This window comes from Dorea sp. AM10-31 (genome assembly GCF_003435815.1).
GTDB lineage: Bacteria > Bacillota > Clostridia > Lachnospirales > Lachnospiraceae > Dorea_D > Dorea_D hominis.
Window position 1 is genome coordinate 22804 of record NZ_QTUV01000002.1, and the last position, 21027, is coordinate 43830.

General features: G+C 41.8%; 17 protein-coding genes and 1 tRNA gene. 17 read left to right on the top strand and 1 reads right to left on the bottom strand.

Annotated features, from left to right (window positions below; all coding sequences use genetic code 11):
• Positions 1 to 227: 227 nt before the first annotated feature.
• The 8 genes from DW125_RS03225 to DW125_RS03260 all read left to right on the top strand — a co-directional run bounded on the left by DW125_RS03225 (position 228) and on the right by DW125_RS03260 (position 10606).
• Positions 228 to 1298, top strand: a complete 1071-nt coding sequence (locus tag DW125_RS03225) for a carbamoyl phosphate synthase small subunit (RefSeq protein ID WP_021861075.1) — start codon at positions 228 to 230, stop codon at positions 1296 to 1298.
• Entirely contained in the window at positions 1298 to 4495 is a 3198-nt protein-coding gene (gene carB, locus DW125_RS03230; RefSeq protein WP_021861074.1) for a carbamoyl-phosphate synthase large subunit, read from the top strand. The genes DW125_RS03225 and carB overlap by 1 nt, the downstream gene beginning before the upstream one ends.
• 234 nt (positions 4496 to 4729) lie before the next feature.
• The gene (locus DW125_RS03235) at positions 4730 to 5365 is read left to right on the top strand and encodes a cell wall hydrolase (protein WP_117537135.1); all 636 of its coding nucleotides are present in this window, start codon (positions 4730 to 4732) and stop codon (positions 5363 to 5365) included.
• 195 nt (positions 5366 to 5560) lie between these two features.
• On the top strand, positions 5561 to 6235 hold the full coding sequence (locus DW125_RS03240) for a response regulator transcription factor (RefSeq protein WP_021861072.1): 675 nt from the start codon (positions 5561 to 5563) through the stop codon (positions 6233 to 6235).
• Positions 6232 to 7227, top strand: coding sequence for a sensor histidine kinase (locus DW125_RS03245; protein ID WP_021861071.1), 996 nt, complete (start codon positions 6232 to 6234; stop codon positions 7225 to 7227). The genes DW125_RS03240 and DW125_RS03245 overlap by 4 nt, the downstream gene beginning before the upstream one ends.
• A 148-nt stretch (positions 7228 to 7375) precedes the next feature.
• On the top strand, positions 7376 to 8143 hold the full coding sequence (locus DW125_RS03250) for an ABC transporter ATP-binding protein (RefSeq protein ID WP_021861070.1): 768 nt from the start codon (positions 7376 to 7378) through the stop codon (positions 8141 to 8143).
• Complete coding sequence (locus DW125_RS03255) at positions 8127 to 10118, top strand: ABC transporter permease (protein ID WP_334294204.1); 1992 nt, start codon at positions 8127 to 8129, stop codon at positions 10116 to 10118. Before DW125_RS03250 ends, DW125_RS03255 begins: the two co-directional genes overlap by 17 nt.
• 143 nt (positions 10119 to 10261) lie before the next feature.
• Positions 10262 to 10606 carry a cupin domain-containing protein gene (locus DW125_RS03260; protein ID WP_021861068.1) on the top strand — a complete coding sequence of 115 codons (345 nt, stop codon included), beginning with the start codon at positions 10262 to 10264 and terminating at the stop codon, positions 10604 to 10606.
• A 257-nt stretch (positions 10607 to 10863) separates the two neighbouring features.
• Here DW125_RS03260 and DW125_RS03265 read toward each other — a convergent pair whose 3' ends face one another.
• A complete protein-coding gene (locus DW125_RS03265; protein WP_021861067.1) occupies positions 10864 to 11523 on the bottom strand; it encodes a TetR/AcrR family transcriptional regulator in 660 nt (219 codons plus the stop codon).
• 439 nt (positions 11524 to 11962) lie between these two features.
• On the opposite strand from DW125_RS03265, the gene DW125_RS03270 reads away from it, so the two are divergent.
• The 9 genes from DW125_RS03270 to DW125_RS03310 all read left to right on the top strand — a co-directional run bounded on the left by DW125_RS03270 (position 11963) and on the right by DW125_RS03310 (position 21024).
• A complete protein-coding gene (locus DW125_RS03270; protein WP_117537137.1) occupies positions 11963 to 12670 on the top strand; it encodes a response regulator transcription factor in 708 nt (235 codons plus the stop codon).
• Positions 12642 to 14762, top strand: coding sequence for a sensor histidine kinase (locus tag DW125_RS03275; RefSeq protein WP_021861065.1), 2121 nt, complete (start codon positions 12642 to 12644; stop codon positions 14760 to 14762). The genes DW125_RS03270 and DW125_RS03275 overlap by 29 nt, the downstream gene beginning before the upstream one ends.
• 355 nt (positions 14763 to 15117) lie before the next feature.
• Positions 15118 to 15843: a serine O-acetyltransferase EpsC gene (epsC, locus tag DW125_RS03280; RefSeq protein WP_021861064.1), complete on the top strand. Its 726-nt coding sequence runs from the start codon at positions 15118 to 15120 to the stop codon at positions 15841 to 15843.
• 22 nt (positions 15844 to 15865) lie between these two features.
• Positions 15866 to 17272, top strand: a complete 1407-nt coding sequence (gene cysS, locus DW125_RS03285) for a cysteine--tRNA ligase (RefSeq protein ID WP_117537138.1) — start codon at positions 15866 to 15868, stop codon at positions 17270 to 17272.
• Positions 17257 to 17703, top strand: a complete 447-nt coding sequence (locus tag DW125_RS03290) for a Mini-ribonuclease 3 (protein WP_117537139.1) — start codon at positions 17257 to 17259, stop codon at positions 17701 to 17703. Before cysS ends, DW125_RS03290 begins: the two co-directional genes overlap by 16 nt.
• A 10-nt stretch (positions 17704 to 17713) precedes the next feature.
• Positions 17714 to 18472, top strand: a complete 759-nt coding sequence (gene rlmB, locus DW125_RS03295) for a 23S rRNA (guanosine(2251)-2'-O)-methyltransferase RlmB (RefSeq protein WP_117537140.1) — start codon at positions 17714 to 17716, stop codon at positions 18470 to 18472.
• Between the two features lie 22 nt (positions 18473 to 18494).
• Entirely contained in the window at positions 18495 to 19109 is a 615-nt protein-coding gene (sigH, locus tag DW125_RS03300) for an RNA polymerase sporulation sigma factor SigH (protein ID WP_021861061.1), read from the top strand.
• Positions 19110 to 19161: 52 nt separating this feature from the next.
• Positions 19162 to 19234: transfer RNA gene (locus tag DW125_RS03305), tRNA-Thr, on the top strand.
• A gap of 122 nt (positions 19235 to 19356) precedes the next feature.
• Positions 19357 to 21024, top strand: a complete 1668-nt coding sequence (locus DW125_RS03310) for a glutamine--tRNA ligase/YqeY domain fusion protein (RefSeq protein ID WP_117537141.1) — start codon at positions 19357 to 19359, stop codon at positions 21022 to 21024.
• The last annotated feature ends 3 nt before the right edge of the window (positions 21025 to 21027 follow it).

The window sequence follows — 21027 nt, forward strand, 5'->3', positions numbered from 1 at the left end:
ACGGGAATGAGGTTGAAATTAAAAAAAATATGTAGTATAATTTTTACAATTTGTGGAGACGAAGGCGTCTGAACAAGTGTCATAACAGAGCAGTTGTGCATACGCAGACTGCTTTTTTTATGGAGGCGACAAGCCGGGGAATGCGTTTGCTTAAAACTCTGGCGGAAAAAGATACCTTGGAAACCCACGGATACAATAGGATAATCAGGAAGGGAATAGGTGGATATATGAAAGCATTTCTTATATTAGAAGACGGAACCGTCTTTACCGGAACCAGCATAGGCTCTAAAAAAGATATGATCAGCGAGATTGTGTTTAATACTTCAATGACAGGATATTTGGAAGTATTAACTGACCCTTCTTATGCGGGACAGGCAGTCGTTATGACATACCCATTGATCGGCAACTATGGAATTACACCGGATATGGAATCGAAGAAAGCCTGGCCAAAAGGTTATATCGTCAGAGAACTTTCCAGAGTACCGAGCAATTTCAGATGTGAAGGAACAATTCAGGATTTTCTTGAAAAGCAGGACATTCCGGGAATTGCAGGAATTGACACGCGTGCGCTGACGAAGATTCTTCGTGAGAAAGGTACGATGAACGGTATGATCACAACGAATGAGAATTACGATCTGGATGAGATCCTTCCGAAGTTAAAAGAATATGTAGTCGGAGACGTTGTATCAGAAGTAACCTGTGATAAATCTTATATCTTGGAAGGTGATGGACCAAAAGTTGCATTGATGGATTTTGGTGCCAAGAATAACATTGCCCGTTCTTTAAATAAGCGTGGATGTGAAGTGACCATTTATCCGGCACATACATCTGCACAAGAAATCATTGATTCTAAACCGGATGGTATCATGCTCTCAAATGGACCTGGAGATCCGGAAACCTGTGTTTCTATTATTAAAGAAGTGAAGAAGTTATATGACAGTGATATCCCGATCTTTGCAATCTGTCTGGGACATCAGCTTATGGCACTCGCAAATGGTGGAAAGACATATAAGTTAAAATATGGACACAGAGGTGGGAATCACCCGGTAAAAGATTTAAGTAATAACCGTGTGTACATTTCTTCTCAGAACCATGGATATGCAGTAGATGCTTCTACATTGGATTCATCAATCGCAACAGAAGCATTTGTAAATGTCAATGACGGAACCAATGAAGGTCTGTCTTATGTCGGAAAGAATATCTTTACCGTACAGTTTCATCCGGAAGCTTGCCCGGGACCACAGGACTCAGGATATTTATTTGACAGATTCATGGATATGATGAAGGAGGTACAGTAATGCCAAGAATTAAAGATATCAAAAAAGTATTAGTAATCGGTTCCGGTCCGATTGTAATCGGACAGGCGGCAGAGTTCGATTATGCCGGTACCCAGGCATGCCGTTCACTGAAAGAAGAAGGGCTTGAAGTTGTTCTTCTGAACTCTAACCCGGCAACGATTATGACAGATAAAGATATTGCTGACCGTGTATATATTGAACCACTTACCGTTGAAGTTGTAGAACAGCTCATTTTAAAGGAAAAACCGGACAGTGTACTTCCTACGCTTGGTGGACAGGCAGCACTGAACCTTGCCATGGAGATGGAAGAGAATGGTTTCTTAAGAGAGCATAACGTACGCCTGATCGGTACTACTTCCCAGACGATCAAGAAAGCAGAGGACCGTCTGGAATTTAAAGAGACGATGGAGAAGATCGGCGAGCCATGTGCAGCTTCTCTCGTTGTTGAGAATGTGGAAGATGGTATTGCATTTGCGGAGAAGATCGGATACCCGGTTGTACTTCGTCCGGCTTACACACTTGGTGGAAGCGGCGGTGGTATCGCCCACGACCGAACACAGTTAGTTGAGATTCTGGAAAATGGTCTCAGACTTTCCCGTGTCGGACAGGTACTGGTAGAGCGTTGTATTGCTGGATGGAAAGAGATTGAGTATGAAGTGATGCGTGACGGCAATGGAAACTGCATTACTGTATGTAATATGGAAAATATTGATCCGGTTGGTGTGCATACCGGTGACAGTATTGTAGTTGCACCTTCCCAGACACTGGGTGATAAGGAGTACCAGATGTTGCGAACTTCCGCGCTGAACATTATCAGCGAGCTGAATATTACCGGAGGATGTAACGTACAGTATGCGTTGAATCCTGACACATTTGAGTACTGTGTTATCGAGGTAAATCCGCGTGTAAGCCGTTCTTCTGCACTGGCTTCCAAAGCAACCGGATATCCAATTGCGAAAGTTGCTGCAAAGATCGCACTTGGATATACACTGGATGAGATTAAGAATGCAGTTACGAAGAAGACCTATGCAAGTTTCGAGCCAATGCTTGACTATTGCGTTGTAAAGATCCCGAGACTTCCATTTGATAAATTTATCAGTGCAAAACGTACACTGACAACACAGATGAAAGCAACCGGAGAAGTTATGAGTATCTGTGATAACTTTGAAGGTGCACTTATGAAAGCAATCCGTTCTCTGGAGCAGCATGTAGACAGCCTGATGTCTTACGATTTTTCATATCTGAAAGGTGAGGAGCTGTTAGAAGAGTTAAAAGTTGTAGATGACAGAAGAATCTGGAAGATTGCAGAAGCGATCCGCCAGGGAATCAGCTATGATGAGATTCATGCAATCACAAAGATTGACAAATGGTTTATTGACAAGATTGCAATTCTTGTTGAGATGGAACAGAAGCTGCAGAATGAAACATTGAATGCAGAGACATTAAAAGAAGCAAAACGTATGGAATTTCCAGATTCTGTTATTGCAAAATTAACAGGCAATACAGAGCGCCAGATTCACGATATGCGCCATGAATATGGAATTACGGCAGCATATAAGATGGTTGATACGTGTGCGGCTGAGTTCGCGGCAGAAACGCCGTACTATTATTCTGTATTTGGCAGCGAGAACGAAGTTGAAGAGACGAATGACAAGAAGAAAGTACTTGTTCTTGGATCAGGTCCGATCCGTATCGGACAGGGAATTGAGTTCGATTTCTGTTCTGTGCATTGTACATGGGCATTTGCAAAAGAAGACTATGAGACAATCATTGTAAATAATAACCCGGAGACAGTAAGTACAGACTTTGACATTGCAGATAAATTGTATTTTGAACCGCTGACACCGGAAGATGTAGAGAGTATTGTTGATCTTGAAAAACCGGACGGAGCAGTTGTACAGTTTGGTGGACAGACAGCGATCAAGCTGACAGAGTCGCTTATGAAAATGGGTGTTCCAATCCTTGGAACTTCTGCCGAGAATGTAGATGCAGCGGAAGACCGTGAGCTGTTTGATGAGATTCTGGAAGAGTGTAAGATTCCAAGACCAACAGGTGGTACTGTATTTACAGCAGAAGAAGCAAAAGAAGTTGCAAACAGACTGGGGTATCCGGTACTTGTGAGACCTTCTTATGTACTTGGCGGACAGGGAATGCAGATTGCGATCAACGACCATGATATTGATGAATTTATCGGCATCATCAACCGGATTGCACAGGATCATCCAATTCTTGTAGATAAATATCTGCAGGGTAAAGAGATTGAGGTCGATGCAGTATGCGATGGCGAAGATATCCTGATCCCAGGAATCATGGAACATATTGAGCGTGCAGGAATCCATTCCGGAGACAGTATTTCCGTATATCCGGCACAGAGCATTTCCGAGAAGACGAAGCAGACGATCGCAGAATATACAAGAAGACTTGCAAAATCACTGCACGTTATCGGACTGATCAATATCCAGTTTATTGTATGTGGTGAAGAAGTGTACGTCATTGAGGTAAACCCTCGTTCCAGCCGTACGGTTCCATATATCAGTAAAGTAACCGGTATCCCAATCGTTCCGCTTGCAACAAAAGTCATCATCGGAGCAAAGATCAAAGATCTCGGATACACACCAGGATTACAGCCGGAAGCAGATTATTTTGCTGTTAAGATGCCGGTATTCTCCTTCGAGAAAATACGTGGTGCAGATATCAGCTTAGGACCTGAGATGAAATCTACCGGAGAGTGTCTGGGAATTGCGAAGACATTTGACGAAGCATTGTATAAGGCATTTATCGGAGCCGGAATCCGTCTGCCGAAGCATAAGAATATGATCATGACTGTTCGTGATGAAGATAAGGAAGAAGCAATCGATATCGGACGCAGATTCGAGAAACTTGGATATAAGATCTTTGCAACGAGAGGAACTGCGGATATCCTGAAAGAAGCAGGAGTGAAAGCAAATGCAGTAAATAAGATCGAGCAGGAATCTCCGAACCTGATGGATCTTATCTTGGGACATAAGATCGACCTTGTTATCGATACACCGCATCAGGGAGCAGAACATTCTAGAGATGGTTTTGTGATCCGTAGAAATGCGATTGAGACAGGTGTGAATGTATTGACAGCGATTGATACAGCAAAAGCGCTTGTATCCAGTCTGGAGAATACAGATATTAAGAAACTGACATTGATCGATATTGCCACAATTTAAAGATGTCAAGATAAAACCTGCTACAGGATTCTGTAGCAGGTTTTTTACATATTAGGAATGTTGTCCTATTTGATTTTTCTATTCTTCGAGTAATATTTGACAGAACAGCCAGATTATGATATGATACCAGACGTTGTGCGTAACATTTTTGTAATATTTGTAATAAAATTGAAATGAATGAGTATGATTTATGTAAAGAAAATGGTTTGGCACATATAGGAGGGTATTATATTTATGAATTGTCATAGCATCCGGAGGAAGTTGCCAGTGGCAGGTTCTGCAGGTAAGGGAAGTAAAAAGATTGTATTATTCTTAGCGGCTTTGATATGTACCGTGTGTATGACTGGATTTACAGCGAAAGCGGCATCGGTGGAGGGAAACGTCAGACATTCCAGATCGATTGCAGTTCAGACGAGGGAGACAATACGAGTACAAAAGATCAGATTAAAGCAGGCAGTATTGGAAAAAGAGCAGGAAATCAGACGACAGAAAATCCGTGCAAAAAGAGAAGCAAGAAAAAAACAGGAACAAAAGAAACTGAAAAAACAGCAGGAGCTGTTAGCAGCGCTTATATTCTGTGAAGCGGGAAATCAGCCGTATAAAGGACAGGTTGCTGTGGGAGCGGTTGTTTTAAACCGGATAAAAAGCAAAACTTATCCGGATTCTATGAAGGAAGTTATCTATCAGCGCGGACAGTTCGGACCGGCAGGCAGCGGATGGCTGAATCGTGTTTTGCAGAATAAAAGTTATACCAAAACCGCCTGGAAAGCAGCAGCGGATGCATTAAAAGGAAAAGATCCGATAAATGGATGTCTGTATTTTAATCAGGGAGGCTCCGGAAAGAAGATCGGTGATCATTATTTCCACTAAGAGATAGAGCAAAAAAGTCTTATTTCTGGAATTGACAACTTCCGGACAAGGTATTAGGATGTAAGAGCAGAGGCGGGACGTTTCTGCTCATTTTGTTATGGCGACGAGGAAAATGCACCATGCTTGCATGGCTGCATTTGACGACCGCTAATCAGAGTGGGATGGCTACCATAGTCTCGGCAGGTGGGGAAAAAGATGTATAAGATTTTAATTGTAGAAGACGACCAGACGATTGCACAGACAGTGGCAATGCATTTGGAAAAATGGAATTACAAAACAAAAACGACAGAAGATTTGAAAAATGTATTGCAGGAATTTCTGGCTTTTGAACCGGAACTTGTGATCCTGGATATTATGCTTCCGTTTTTTAATGGCTTTTACTGGTGCCAGAAGATTCGTGAAGTGTCGAAAGTACCGATTGTTTTTCTTTCTTCAGCAAATGACAATATGAACATTGTCATGGCGATGAATATGGGTGCGGACGAGTTTATTGAAAAGCCATTTGATCTGACAGTTCTGACTGCAAAAGTACAGGCACTGCTTAGAAGAACCTATTCTTTTGGCGGAACGACAAATGCGATAGAATATAAAGGTGCTCTTTTGAATCTGAATGATGCAGTGCTGACTTATCAGGAGCAGAGAGTCGAGCTGACAAAAAATGAATTTAGAATTTTACAGATATTACTTGAAAATGCGGGAAAGATTGTTTCAAGAGATACGATCATGGAACGACTCTGGGAAAATGATTCGTTTGTGGACGATAATACACTTACAGTTAATGTGACAAGACTTCGTAAAAAACTGGAAAGTATCGGAATGACAGATGTGATCCGTACGAAAAAAGGAATTGGATATTTGGTGGAACTATGAAAATCTTAAGAGCATATATAAAAGAACATCGGACGCAGATCTGTATGTATCTGGGTGCGTATGGAATCTTTTTCGTTATATTTGATCTGTATCATATCGATCTGGCATGTGTGGAATATGCATTTCTACTGTCAGGTGTGTGGAGCCTGCTTTATGCGGTTCTTGGATTTGTAAGATACAGAAGAACGCACAGAGAACTGCAGAATGTTATAAAAGGTGAGAAAGAGCAGATTCTGGAATTTGCAGAAGGAACCACACTTCTGGAACAGGATTATCAGAAACTGGTACAGAAATTATATACGCAGATCAATGAGACTGAGTCGGAACAGGCAATAGAGCGGCAGGACATGCTGGATTATTACAGTATGTGGGCGCATCAGATCAAGACTCCGATCGCAGCGATGAATCTCCTGCTTCAGACAGAAAAAGAGGAGCATCCGGTTCTGGTAAGAGAACTGGAGATGGAATTATTTAAAATCCAGCAGTATGTAGAAATGGTCTTAACTTATCTGCGTATGGAAGATATGTCAGCGGATCTGTCCTTTGCAGTCTGTGATCTTGATACGGTTATTCGCCAAGTAGTGCGCAAGTATTCCAAGATGTTTATTTTAAAGAAAATCACACTGGTATATGAGCCGATTCAGGAAACAGTATTAACCGATGAAAAATGGCTGTCGTTTGTTCTGGAGCAGCTGCTTTCCAATGCTTTGAAATATACAGAAAACGGAAGTGTGCATATTTATAAAAAAGGTCAGATACTTGTTGTGGAAGATACTGGGATCGGTATTCGTGAAGAAGATCTGCCACGGATTTTTGAACGCGGATTTACCGGCTATAATGGCAGAAATGATAAGAAATCGACAGGCATCGGACTTTATTTATGCAAATCGGTAATGGATAAGCTTCAGCATGGATTGTGGCTGGAATCGGAAGCGGGGAAAGGAACAAGAGCCTGCATGGATTTGTCCAGAGAAAAATTACCGGTTGAATAGATACAAAAGAGAATCTGGAAGTAAAATGAGATATCTTACAAAAATGTAAGAAACAGGAAGGAAAATGTAACCTGAATCGATGGCTGTACATTTTCCTTTTTTCTATAATCATAGATGTAAAACAGATGATATGGAAAGGGTGAAACAAATGGCATTATTAGAAGTAAGAAATGTAAAAAAAGTATATACGACCAGATTTGGAGGCAACCAGGTAGAGGCGCTGCGAAACGTTAATTTTTCAGTTGAACCGGGAGAATATGTAGCAGTTATGGGAGAGTCCGGTTCCGGAAAATCAACACTTTTAAATATTCTGGCAGCACTTGACAGACCGACAAAAGGAAAGGTGTATTTGAAAGGACGCGACCTTTCCGGGATAAAAGAGAAAGAAATGGCAGCTTTCCGAAGACAAAATCTCGGATTTGTATTTCAGGATTTTCATCTTCTGGATACATTTTCGTTAAGAGACAACATATTTCTTCCACTTGTATTGTCTGGAATGAAATATGGGAAAATGGAAGAGCGGCTGCAGCCGGTTGCAAAGCAGCTTGAGATTACGCAGCTTCTGGACAAATATCCATATGAGGTATCAGGAGGACAGAAACAGCGTGCGGCAGTTGCCAGAGCGCTGGTTACCAAACCACAGCTCCTTCTCGCGGACGAACCGACAGGAGCGCTGGACTCTCGGGCTTCCAAAGCACTGCTTGATCTCTTTACCGGTATCAATGAGGACGGACAGACGATCGTCATGGTTACACATAGTGTGCGTGCGGCAAGCACAGCGAAAAGAGTGCTTTTCATCAAGGACGGAGAGGTGTTTCATCAGTTATATCGTGGAAATCTGAGCGAAGATGAGATGTATCAGAAGATTTCAGACACCTTAAGCGTTCTTGCAACGGGAGGTGAGCACATTGGCTAGAAACATTTATGCAAAACTTGCCGTCACAAACCTGAAAAATAACCGGAAGACTTACATGCCATATATATTGACCTCTATGTTGATGGTTATGATGTTCTATATGTTTGATGCACTGACAAAAAGCAAAGACCTGCGAATGGAAACGCTGCGGCTCTGCCTGCAGTACGCAACAGGCGTGATGGTTATTTTTTCTGTGATTTTTCTCTTTTATACAAACAGTTTCCTGATGAAACAGCGAAAAAATGAAATTGGTGTTTACAATGTTCTCGGAATGGGAAAACGGCATATTGCGAAAATGATGGCAGTAGAGACGGTGATTATTGCAGGAGTCAGCATGATCGGAGGATTGATCCTTGGAATTATATTCGGAAAAATGATGTATCTGATCCTGCTTAAAATCCTGCACAGCGGAGTGGAAATGAAGTTTGCGGTCAGCATGGCGGCAATAAAAGACTGTCTCGTTTTATTTCTGATCATTTTCATGCTTACGTTTATTTACAACCTTCTGCAGGTGCAGCTTGCGAATCCGATGGAACTTCTGCGTGGAAGCAGTCAGGGAGAGAAAGAGCCGAAGACGAGATGGCTGCTCGCCCTTGTCGGAGTCCTGGCACTGGGAAGCGGATACTATATCGCCCTGACTACAAAAGAGCCGTTAAAAGCTTTATTAACTTTTTTTCTGGCGGTGGTTCTTGTCATCATCGGTACTTATGCGCTGTTTACAGCAGGTAGTATTGCGCTTTTGAAGATTTTAAAGAAAAACAAAAAATATTATTACAGACAGGGACATTTTACAACCATATCAGGGATGATCTACCGGATGAAACAGAATGCAGTCGGGCTTGCAAATATCTGTATTTTAAGTACGATGGTGCTTGTAATGATATCTACAACAACATCACTGTATGCAGGAATGGAGGACGTTTTACATACACGTTTCCCGAAAGCAGTGGCAGTAACAAATTATCAGACTAGCAGAGAATCCAGAAATCAATTGCAGGAAGCCCTTGAAAAAGAATGTGATCGTCTGCATTTACAGAGACAATCACAGATTTCTTACCGATGCGGTCAGCTTATGGCATCACAGAAAGACGAACAGTTTGAAATAAATGCGGATGCATATAATTCATCAAAAATCTGCTATCTGACTTTGCTTCCGCTGGAAGATTATAATCACATGGAAGGAAAAACAGAAACATTAAATGAAAACGAAATTCTGTTGTACTGTCCGGATGGAAAATATAATTATTATGATCTGAAAATTGCAAAAGAGAATTTTCATGTGAAAAAACAGATCAGGAAATTGAAAGCAGAGGTGGAGAAAACACAGTCGGTATATGGTAATTATTATATTGTTTTCAAAAACACAGATGCGATTTTAAAAATTTTGCAGATGCAGAATTATTCTGGGCAGAATGTACCGGAAGCTTTTAAGAAAAATCAGCAGATGCTCCGCTATTATACAGCATTTGACCTGAATGGAAAGAATGCAGAAAATGCAAAGATACTGGGAAAATTACAAAAAGGGCTAAACAAAGTTCCTTATACAGAAATGGAAAGCAGAGAGACGAGCAGGGAGAGTTTCTATGGTCTCTATGGCGGATTGTTCTTCATTGGAATTTATTTGGGAATCCTGTTCCTGATCGCAACGGTGCTGATCATTTATTATAAACAGATATCCGAAGGCTTTGAAGACAGAAAACGATTTCAGATTATGCAGAATGTCGGAATGAGTAAGCGCGAAGTGCGTCATTCCATCGGAAGCCAGATCTTAAGTGTATTTTTCCTGCCGCTTTTTATGGCAATTCTGCATGTAATTGTGGCATTTCCGATCATGGTGAAACTTCTGCGAGTATTAAACTTAAATAACCGGTCCTTATTTGCCGGATGCACACTGGTAACGGTTGGTGTGTTTGCAGTTTTTTATGCAATCGTCTACAGTCTTACTGCAAAAGAATATTATCGAATCGTAAATTAGATTTTGAAGTGTACGAAAAGGCATAGTATTTTGAAAAAGTGGATTGACGGATTGCCACCACAGGTTGTATCTTGTTTTTATAGGACTCTGAAAAACTGTTTATCAGCAGAGGCAGAGTGAGTGGAAGAAGGAGGTAGAAAACAATGACAAGAGAAGGCGAAAGAGAGATCGTAAAAGTAGAAAAACCAAGTGGCGGTGAAGGATATATTCTGAAAGAGGCACTTCTTGGTGCAGAAGAGCTTGGTGCACATTGTAAGATGTTCAGCAAAGTGACATTGCCGCCACATTCGGAACTTGGACACCATGAGCATCACGGCGAGACAGAGACATATTATATATTGTCCGGTGAAGGGATTTACGAAGATAATGGCACGAAGATTCCGGCAAAGCCGGGAGATGTATTCTTCTGTAAGGACGGAGACGGACACGGGATCCGCAACGACGGGGAAGAAGATGTTGTATTTGCAGCATTAATTCTGAAAAAATAAGGGAGTTATTTCCCGGACGCTATAACAGCGATAAAACACGCTCCGCGAGTTTTATTCGCTGATTAGCTACCGTCAAATGCTGCCATGCAAGCAGGGCGCATTTTCCTTGTCGCCATAACAAATAAAAAAGTCAGCTTCCGGTTTGGGAAAGCTGACTTTTTTGTGTTGCCATAGCATCCAGAGGAAGCTGCCGATGGCAAGTTCTGCAGGTATACGATGAGCCAGGTACAGATTTATGCTTACACAATGAACTGCATTTATACGCCTGTAACATAGGAGATGACATGCAGACATTCGTCTTTTAACTTCGTATTGTCAAGATCCATATTCGCTCGTTTCTGCTCCAGCTTGTATTTGCAGTAGCTGACAATAATCTCATTTACCATATCCATATTATCTGCAGTCACCTTATCTGTTTCATTCAGGACAGTTTTGAGCAGGTTGCTGCTTCGTTCCTCAATATTCTTGCCGTAATACATGTTGTGGATATCGTCCGTATATTCGTTACGTTCTTCCGGATAGAGTTCATAATAATGGTTCATATAAGGCGTCAGGTCGTCGCTTCGCTTTCCGTAGAAGAAATTAAAGAACAGATTTGGCCACTTGAAAACCGTTGTCAGGAAATAATCCCAGATCTTAATGAAAGTCTCACCGGATGTAGTAGCTGTCTTGCTCAAAAGACTGAGAGAGTGACTGTATTTCTGAAAAAATTTCATGGAAGCGAGGAGCAGAAGTTCATCCAGGTCTTTAAAATAAAGATAAATGGTTGAGTTGTGGAATCCGGCTTTTTCTGCAATCTTTCGAATCGAAATATGTTCAATCCCTAATTCAGCGATCATCTCTGTCGCAGCATTGATGAAAGTGATGGTATTCTGTTTCTTCTGTAATTCCTTACTGTTATTCGCATTTAAAGACATCTGAAAATGCCTCCTTTCTGTGGTACATATAGAAAGTACTTAATCTACTATATCGGTAGTTTATTTGTATGTCAAGGTGAAAATACATAGAAACAATTTATAGAAAATCATAATAAATATAGACTTTTTATAGGAAAGGTGTTGGTGGCAATCGCGCTTATCACTGTTATTCTTGTAAGAAATAACAGAAAAATATTGTGTATGCAAGAAAAGCTGCTCCGGGTATTTTCTTTAGAAAATCTTTAGAAAGCTATCCGGCGGCTCTTAAGAAAAGATCTTTATACTTTGAATCATAAAATGTGATATGATACAAAGGTTAGAGAAAAAGAAACTGTATCCACACATTTTTTAAGATACCGAATAATGCGGAAGAATCCGCAGGTATCGGAGCCGGGTTTGCCCCGACATGATATTTAAGAGAGAAGCAGGGAGAAAGAAAATGGAAATGAATCACGTACTTGTAGTGGAAGATGATAAGGAGATCCGTCAGGGAATTGAGATCTATCTGAAAAGCCAGGGATACGAAGTGTACCAGGCAGAAGATGGAATCGAAGGTCTGGAGGTGATAGAAAAAGAAGAAATCCATCTCGCGATCGTAGATATTATGATGCCGCGCATGGATGGAATTACAATGACGGTAAAATTAAGAGAAAAATATGACTTCCCGGTTATCTTCTTATCCGCAAAATCAGAAGAAGTAGACAAGATCATGGGACTAAATATGGGAGCGGATGATTATGTGACAAAACCATTTATACCGATGGAACTGTTGGCTAGAGTTAATTCCCAGCTTCGCAGATACCGGAATTTTATGGGCAGATTAAAGGAAAAAGAAGAAAAGGAACATATTTATACAATCGGTGGACTGGAACTGAATGAGGACCGCAAAGCAGTGAGCGTAGACGGTGAAGACGTGAAAGTGACACCGACAGAGTATAAGATTCTTCTGTTGTTAATGAAACATCCAGGCAGAGTATTTTCCGCTGATGAAATCTATGAATGGGTATGGGAAGAAGAGGCGGTGAATACAGACACTATTATGGTGCATGTGAGAAATATTCGGGAGAAAATAGAAATTAACCCGAAAGAACCAAAATATTTGAAGGTGGTGTGGGGAGTTGGATACAAAATTGAAAAACAGGCATAAACTGGCGTGCATACTAATCTTTTTTACGATACTGATACCGGCTGCGATGGTTGTCGGAAGATATCAGCTCTATCAGAGAGAGGCCGCGGCAAACGTAGAAAAGGAAAAAAGAAGCCACGAGTCATCTGAAGATTTTATGATGCCATTCGTTCAGAATGGATATATTATGTATACAAATGAAAACGGAACGGAAAAAGAACGCACGAAGTTACGGGATATGCTAGATCAGGATGCATACTGGGAATGGCTTACAAATTACAAAATGCTCTATCCATATATTGATTACGAAATGGAAAATGAAAAAGGTGAGGTCATAGCAAGAAGTTCTGTCAGTACAGGTGAACAGGCGATGGAAGATGATATGACGAAATATGCATTTTCATTTACTATCCAGTATGATAAAAATGGAAAACCAATGGCGCAGATTTTATCCGGAAGTAACAAAAGCAAACAGCTTCTTGCGCTCAGGCGGGCATTGAACGATGTAAGTACACAGCCGGATGAGGCGTTTCTTTATGAAGATGATGAAGCAGATACGCAGACAGACGGAAAAACAAATACGATATTAAAGAATCCGGAGAATTGCACATTCCGTTATGGAATTACAGAGAAAAATCTGAAAGCTTATTTAAAAGACAGCACGGAAATGGATTTCAGTGAACAGGATGAAGTACCGGATTCAGCAGACAGGATGATCTATGCACTGCTTGCTGCAGTTGCGCTTCTTGCATGTGTTTATCCGTCAGTGAAGAGCTTTCAGACCGGAGAAGAACGGATTTTCCAGGCTCCTGTGGAAGTAGCTGTGCCTGCATTCATTGTGTTGCTTACGTGTGCGCCGTCGCTTGTCCGGGCACGTGTTACAGACGGTTTGCAGTCAGAAGGCATGGAAACGCTTTTGTGGGCGGCAGTATTTGCTGTGGATTACTGGATCGTGACGAATCTCAGACATATCTGGACCTGTGGAGTCAGAGGATATATAAAAGAATATTCACTGTGCTGCAGAAAAAGGAAGACGATAAAGAATATTTCCGGAAAAATCTGCGGCACCGTGAAAAGTGCTGGCAGAAAAATCCTCTATATGCTGGAAAAGATTGATTTTAGAGACAGAGGACAGCGTTATATGTTAAAGGTTGTTCTTATTAATTCCATATTATTAGTGCCTTGTTTTATAGTCGGACAAGGAGATATGTTGTGGTTTCTTCTGTGTGATGCAGTCCTTTTATTTGTTGTATTAAATATCTGGTATCGCAGAATGAGACGCAGATACATGCAGCTTTTGAATGCAGCAGAAGCAATCGCAGACGGCAATCTAGATGCAGAAATAGGTACGGATTTAAGGATGTTCCAGCCGATCGGTGACGCGCTAGGAACGATTCAGAGCGGATTTAAAAAGGCAGTGGATGAAGAAGTGAAGAGCCAGCGGATGAAGACAGAGCTGATCACCAATGTTTCGCATGATCTGAAGACACCGCTCACGGCGATCATTACTTATGTGGATCTTTTGAAAAATGAAAAAGATGAAGAAAAACAGAAAGAGTACATTGAGATTCTGGAACGAAAATCACTGCGACTGAAAGTACTGATCGAAGATTTGTTTGAAGTGAGCAAAGCGAACAGCCAGGCTGTCAAACTGAACCTGCTGGATCTGGATATGGTAAATCTGTTTAAGCAGGTAAAATTGGAACTGGATGAACAGATCCGGAAATCCGGTGTGGAGTTCCGTTGCGATTTTCCGGAAGAAAGGCTGATCGTACATCTGGACAGCCAGAAAACATACCGGATCTTTGAAAACCTGCTTGTTAATATTACAAAATACGCGATGCCGCATACGAGAGCCTATATTTCCATCCGTGAAGAAGATGGAGAAGCGGTTGTGCATATGAAGAATGTTTCCAGAGAAGAACTGCATGTAAAACCAGAAGAACTGACCGAACGGTTTGTGCGGGGAGATGAATCCCGAAAAACCGAAGGTTCCGGACTGGGACTTGCCATTGTAAGCAGTTTTACAGAATTGCAGAAAGGACATCTGGATATTGAGACAGAAGCAGATCTTTTCAAAATAACATTGAGATTTCCACTTGTCTCCCATTGACAAATGCCGATAATTCGCATATAGTATATTCTATATGAAAAGACGATGAACGAAAAGAGTAGCGATACTTGCAACTGTCAGAGAGAGACCGTCACCGGCTGAAAGCGGTCTTCAGAAAAGAGCATCGTGAAGTGCATTCGGGAGTTGATCCGGCGAGCGTAGTCTGATGCGTTCAGATAAGATGGGTAGCCGGGTACGGAATTACACACGTTACGTGTACTTAAGCAGAAGAAGATTTTCCTTAAGCGGGGGACATTTCAGCAGGAAGGTCTGATTCTGGAAGAAGAGTGGAACCGCGATATATACGCCTCTTGCGAAAGCAAGAGGCGTTTTTTATAATGAAGGAGCGATAGATATGGGAGTTATTTCTTACGTAAAAGAGGAGATTCAGGTTGTTCGTGAACGGGATCCTGCGATCAAATCCAATATGGAAGTTTTTTTATATTCCAGTTTCAAGGCAATTTTACATTACAGAATTGCACATAAATTATATTTAAAGAAACATTATTTTCTGGCAAGATGGGTGTCACAGCGTGCCGTGCGCAAAACCGGTATTGAGATCCATCCGGGAGCTACGATCGGCAAAGGACTTTTTATCGACCACGGAAGCGGTGTGATCATCGGAGAGACAGCAGAGCTTGGTGATAATATTACACTGTATCAGGGTGTCACCCTTGGTGGAACAGGTAAGGAACAGGGAAAGCGACATCCGACACTTAAAGATAATGTCATGGTAAGTGCCGGCGCAAAAGTACTTGGTTCCTTCACCATCGGAGAAAATTCCAAGATTGGCGCCGGAGCGGTTGTATTAAAAGAAGTACCGCCGAACTGTACAGTTGTCGGTGTGCCGGGAAGAATTGTGAAGATGGATGACCAGAAGATTCCGCGTATGGATCTAGATCAGGTACATTTACCAGATCCGATCAGCGCAGATATCCAGAACCTGCAGGAAGAAAATCTCCGCATGAGAGAAGAGATCCGTGCAATGGAGAAGAATATGAAATGCCTGCGTAAAGATAAGAAGGAACTGATCAAAGAAATAGAAAAAATGGAATTCATAGAAAGTTCCAGAGAAGAATAAGAAAAGAGAGGAAGAGACAAAGATGAAACTGTATAACACACTGTCAAAACAAAAAGAAGAATTTACCCCGCTGGAAGAAGGCAAAGTTAAGATGTATGTCTGCGGACCAACGGTTTATAATTTTATCCATATCGGAAATGCAAGACCGATGATTGTATTTGATACGGTCAGACGTTATTTTGAGTACAAAGGATACGATGTTAATTATGTATCCAACTTCACAGATGTAGATGATAAAATCATTAAGAAAGCTAATGAAGAAGGCGTTTCGTCCGATGAGATTTCCAAACGCTATATTGCAGAGTGTAAGAAAGATATGGATGGAATGAACATCGAGCCGGCAACAAAGAATCCGCTTGCAACAGAAGAAATCAGCGGAATGATCGAGATGATCCAGACACTGATTGACAAAGGCTATGCTTATGAGAAAAACGGAACGGTATATTACAGCACAAGAAAATTCAAAGACTATGGAAAGCTTTCCCATAAAAATCTGGATGATTTAAGATCCGGTGAGAGATCACTCCTTGTAAGCGGCGAAGATGAAAAAGAAGATCCGTTGGATTTCGTTCTCTGGAAACCGAAAAAAGAAGGAGAACCTTTCTGGAAAGCACCGTGGAGCGAGGGACGTCCGGGATGGCACATTGAGTGCTCAGAGATGTCTAAAAAATATCTGGGTGAGCAGATCGATATTCACGCCGGTGGAGAAGATCTTGTATTTCCACATCATGAGAATGAAATCGCACAGAGTGAAGCTGCCAACGGAAAAGAATTTGCTAAATACTGGATGCACAATGCATTTTTAAATATCGATAATCGCAAAATGAGCAAGTCATTAGGAAACTTCCGCACTGTCCGTGAGATCAGTGAACAGTATGATCTGCAGGTGCTTCGCTTCTTTATGTTAAGCGCACATTACAGAAATCCGCTGAACTTCAGCGCAGATCTTATGGAAGCATCCAAGAATGGTCTGGAGCGTATTGTCAATGCGGCAGATAATCTGAAATTCTTAAAGAAAAATGCTGCAAATGAAAAGATGACAGAGGAAGAGAACAAGTTATTTATACAGACAGATGCATTTGTTGCTGATTTTGAGAGAGCAATGGAAGATGATTTCAATACAGCAGATGCAATCGCAGCAGTATTTGACCTTGTTAAATTTGCAAACAGTAATACAGACAGTGAGAGCTCAGCAGAATACCTTGGCAAACTTTTTGATCTTCTGGTAAAATTAACAGATGTACTTGGACTGCTCGTTGACAAGAAGGAAGACATCTTGGATGAAGATATTGAAAAACTGATCGAAGAGCGTCAGGCAGCAAGAAAAGCCAAAGATTTCGCAAGAGCAGACGCAATCCGTGACGATTTATTAGAAAAAGGTATCGTTTTAAAAGATACAAGAGAAGGAGTACAATGGAAAAGAGCATAAACTGGGAGTTTGACTCCTGCATGCAGGAAACGTTCCGGTTAAAAGAGGTGGATATAAGAGAATATTCACCTCTTACTCTGGCGTATATCGGTGACAGTATTTACGATCTGATCATGAAGACGTTAGTTGTAAACCAGGGCAACAAACCGGTACAGAAACTGCACAAAGAAACCAGTACCTATGTGAAGGCAAAAGCACAGTCTAAAATGATGCGTGTTCTGCAGGAAGAACTGACAGAAGAAGAGCACAGCATTTACAAAAGGGGACGGAATTCCAAGAGTGTATCACCTGCGAAGAACCAGTCTGTGACCGATTACAGACGTGCGACCGGTTTTGAAGCAGTGATGGGATATCTGTATCTGAAAAAGGATTACGCAAGAATGATGGAACTGGTGAAAATGGGACTTAAGAGCCTTGAAGAGGAACAATAAGGAGTCGGACATGAGCGAAGATTATAATAAGAAAACAAACGAAAATAAAATCGAGGGAAGAAATGCGGTTCTGGAAGCATTTCGTTCCGGAAAACCGGTTGACAAATTATTTGTTCTGGACGGCTGCCAGGACGGACCGGTGCGCACGATCATAAGAGAAGCAAGGAAACACGACACGATCATTCAGTTTGTAGAAAAAGAGCGTCTGCATCAGCTTTCTGAGACGGGAAGACATCAGGGTGTGATTGCTTATACTGCATCGTATGAATACGCAGAAGTAGAGGATATGTTAGCGCTTGCAAAAGAGCGTGGAGAAGATCCTTTCCTTGTTCTTCTGGATGGAATTGAAGATCCGCACAATCTTGGCGCGATCATCCGTACGGCAAATCTTGCCGGTGCACACGGAGTGATCATCCCGAAGAGAAGAGCAGTCGGATTGACAGCAACCGTGGCAAAAACATCTGCCGGTGCACTGAACTATACACCGGTAGCAAAAGTTACAAATCTGGTAAAGACAATGGAAGAACTGAAAAAAGAAGGTCTTTGGTTTGTCTGTGCCGATATGGGCGGCGAGAAGATGTATGATCTTAATCTGAAAGGACCGATCGGACTGGTGATCGGAAACGAAGGCGAGGGAGTCAGCCGCCTCGTAAAAGAAACCTGCGATTATGTAGCAAGCATTCCGATGCACGGTGATATCGATTCACTGAACGCGTCTGTGGCAGCCGGTGTCCTTGCTTATGAGATCGTAAGACAGAGAATGTCATAAGAATCAAAAGGAATGGAAGCGCATGAAATATGAGAAGATGACAGATGAACTGCTGATTGAGAAGCTGCGTGGCGGTGAGAAAGAGATCATTGATTTTCTTATGGAAAAATACAAAAATCTTGTCCGCAAAGAAGCCAATGCAATGTATCTTCTCGGCGGTGAGACAGATGACCTGATTCAGGAAGGGATGATCGGTCTGTTTAAGGCTGTTCGTGACTATGCACCGGATCAGAATTCATCCTTTTACAGTTTCGCAAAATTATGTATTACAAGACAGTTGTATTCAGCAATAACGGCATCCAGGAGAAAAAAACACAGCCCGTTAAATTCGTACATTTCTCTGTATGAGACCGGTGCGGATGACCAGAATCCGTTGATTGAAACAGTAGAAGCGGAAGGTCAGAACAATCCGGAAGAGCTGCTTATCAGCCAGGAATATGCGACTCTTATTGAGAGCCGTCTGGAAGAAGCACTCAGTGATCTGGAAAGCAGAGTATTGTATCTGCACCTTCGGGGAACAGACTATAAGACGATTGCAAAGCTTCTGGATAAGAGCCCGAAAACGATTGATAATGCACTGCAGCGCATCAAAAATAAGACCGAAAAAATCTTAAAGAGTGACGAAAAATCATATTGACAAATATAGCGTATGTGTTGTATAGTATTAACGTTGCATAGCACATATGCGTGCTGCCTTGGCTCAGTCGGTAGAGCGTCGCCTTGGTAAGGCGGAGGTCGGCGGTTCGATTCCGCTAGGCAGCTTGTACAAAAGATAAAGACCTCTGGAAGTCATGACTTTCAGAGGTTTTCTTTTGTTTTAAACCTTGTTCGTCCATATGTTTTATGGTAAGATAAGGGGCAGAATAATCACTAGGAGGAAGAACATGGGAGAAGAGACAGTTTCTAAGAATTTTATAGAACAAGAGATAGATAAAGATCTGAAAGAGGGCGTTTACCAGGAAGTATGTACCCGTTTTCCACCGGAACCGAACGGATACCTTCACATCGGACACGCTAAATCCATCATTTTAAATTCCGGTCTGGCAAAGGAGTATGGAGGAACATTCCACCTTCGTTTTGACGATACGAACCCGATGAAAGAGGACATGGAATTTGTAGAGTCCATCAAAGAAGATGTAAAGTGGTTAGGTGCTGACTGGGGAGACCATCTCTATTTCGCATCCGATTATTTTGATACAATGTATGAATGCGCGATCAAGCTGATTAAAAAAGGCAAAGCATATGTCTGCGACCTGAGTGCGGAAGAGATCCGTGAATACCGTGGAACGCTGACAGAACCGGGAAAGAATAGCCCGTACAGAGATCGCTCCGTGGAAGAGAACTTACAGTTATTTGAAGAGATGCGTGCAGGTAAGATTGAAGACGGAAAACGTGTTCTCCGTGCGAAGATCGATATGACATCACCGAATATCAACATGCGTGATCCGGTTATTTACCGTGTGGCACATATGACACACCACAATACAGGAGATAAGTGGTGCATTTATCCGATGTATGATTTTGCACACCCGATCGAAGATGCGATTGAGAAGATCACACACTCTATCTGCACACTGGAGTTTGAAGATCACAGACCGTTATATGACTGGGTTGTAAAGGAATGTGAATTTGATCCGGCACCGAGACAGATCGAATTTTCCAAATTATACCTGACAAATGTTGTAACGGGAAAACGTTACATCAAGAAGCTTGTTATGGATGGAATCGTAGATGGATGGGATGACCCGAGACTTGTTTCTATTGCAGCTTTGCGCAGACGTGGATTTACCCCGGAATCTATCCGTAAGTTTGTAGAATTATGTGGCGTTTCCAAATCCCAGAGCTCTGTAGATTATGCAATGCTTGAGTACTGCATCCGTGAAGATCTGAAGATGAAGAAACCACGTATGATGGCAGTGTTAGATCCAATCAAATTAGTAATCGACAACTATCCGGAAGGAGAAGTAGAATATCTGGATGTTGAGAATAATCTGGAGAATCCGGAGCTTGGCATGCGTAAAGTTCCATTCGGAAGAGAATTATATATTGAGCGTAACGATTTTATGATCGAGCCTCCGAAGAAATATTTCCGTTTGTTCCCTGGCAATGAAGTACGCCTGATGCATGCATATTTTGTGACTTGTACAAGTTATGAGACGGATGAGTATGGCAATGTAACAGTTGTACATGCAACTTATGATCCGGAGACGAAGTGTGGAACCGGATTTACAGGAAGAAAAGTGAAAGGAACGATCCACTGGGTATATGCACCTCTTGCGAAACAGGCAGAGATCCGTCTCTATGAGAATCTGATCGATGAAGAGAAGGGTGTGTATAACAAAGAAGATGGTTCTCTTAATTTAAATCCGAACTCACTGGAGATCCGCAAGGGATGTTATGTAGAGGACAGCTTCGCTGAGGCAGGTCCGTCTGACAGTTTTCAGTTTGTAAGAAATGGTTACTTCTGCGTAGATTCCAAAGATTCTACACCGGAGCAGCTCGTATTTAACCGGATTGTTTCACTGAAGAGTTCGTTTAAACTTCCAAAATAAAGG

Bases quoted from the DNA above. Each gene is read 5' to 3' on its own strand.
- DW125_RS03250 (WP_021861070.1), top strand. From the start codon at position 7,376: ATGGCATTATTAGAAGTAAGAAATGTAAAAAAAGTATATACGACCAGA.
- DW125_RS03260 (WP_021861068.1), top strand. From the start codon at position 10,262: ATGACAAGAGAAGGCGAAAGAGAGATCGTAAAAGTAGAAAAACCAAGT.
- DW125_RS03270 (WP_117537137.1), top strand. From the start codon at position 11,963: ATGGAAATGAATCACGTACTTGTAGTGGAAGATGATAAGGAGATCCGT.
- epsC (WP_021861064.1), top strand. From the start codon at position 15,118: ATGGGAGTTATTTCTTACGTAAAAGAGGAGATTCAGGTTGTTCGTGAA.
- rlmB (WP_117537140.1), top strand. From the start codon at position 17,714: ATGAGCGAAGATTATAATAAGAAAACAAACGAAAATAAAATCGAGGGA.
- DW125_RS03290 (WP_117537139.1), top strand. From the start codon at position 17,257: ATGGAAAAGAGCATAAACTGGGAGTTTGACTCCTGCATGCAGGAAACG.
- DW125_RS03310 (WP_117537141.1), top strand. From the start codon at position 19,357: ATGGGAGAAGAGACAGTTTCTAAGAATTTTATAGAACAAGAGATAGAT.
- DW125_RS03245 (WP_021861071.1), top strand. From the start codon at position 6,232: ATGAAAATCTTAAGAGCATATATAAAAGAACATCGGACGCAGATCTGT.
- sigH (WP_021861061.1), top strand. From the start codon at position 18,495: ATGAAATATGAGAAGATGACAGATGAACTGCTGATTGAGAAGCTGCGT.
- cysS (WP_117537138.1), top strand. From the start codon at position 15,866: ATGAAACTGTATAACACACTGTCAAAACAAAAAGAAGAATTTACCCCG.
- DW125_RS03225 (WP_021861075.1), top strand. From the start codon at position 228: ATGAAAGCATTTCTTATATTAGAAGACGGAACCGTCTTTACCGGAACC.
- DW125_RS03265 (WP_021861067.1), bottom strand. From the start codon at position 11,523: ATGTCTTTAAATGCGAATAACAGTAAGGAATTACAGAAGAAACAGAAT.
- DW125_RS03235 (WP_117537135.1), top strand. From the start codon at position 4,730: ATGAATTGTCATAGCATCCGGAGGAAGTTGCCAGTGGCAGGTTCTGCA.
- DW125_RS03240 (WP_021861072.1), top strand. From the start codon at position 5,561: ATGTATAAGATTTTAATTGTAGAAGACGACCAGACGATTGCACAGACA.
- carB (WP_021861074.1), top strand. From the start codon at position 1,298: ATGCCAAGAATTAAAGATATCAAAAAAGTATTAGTAATCGGTTCCGGT.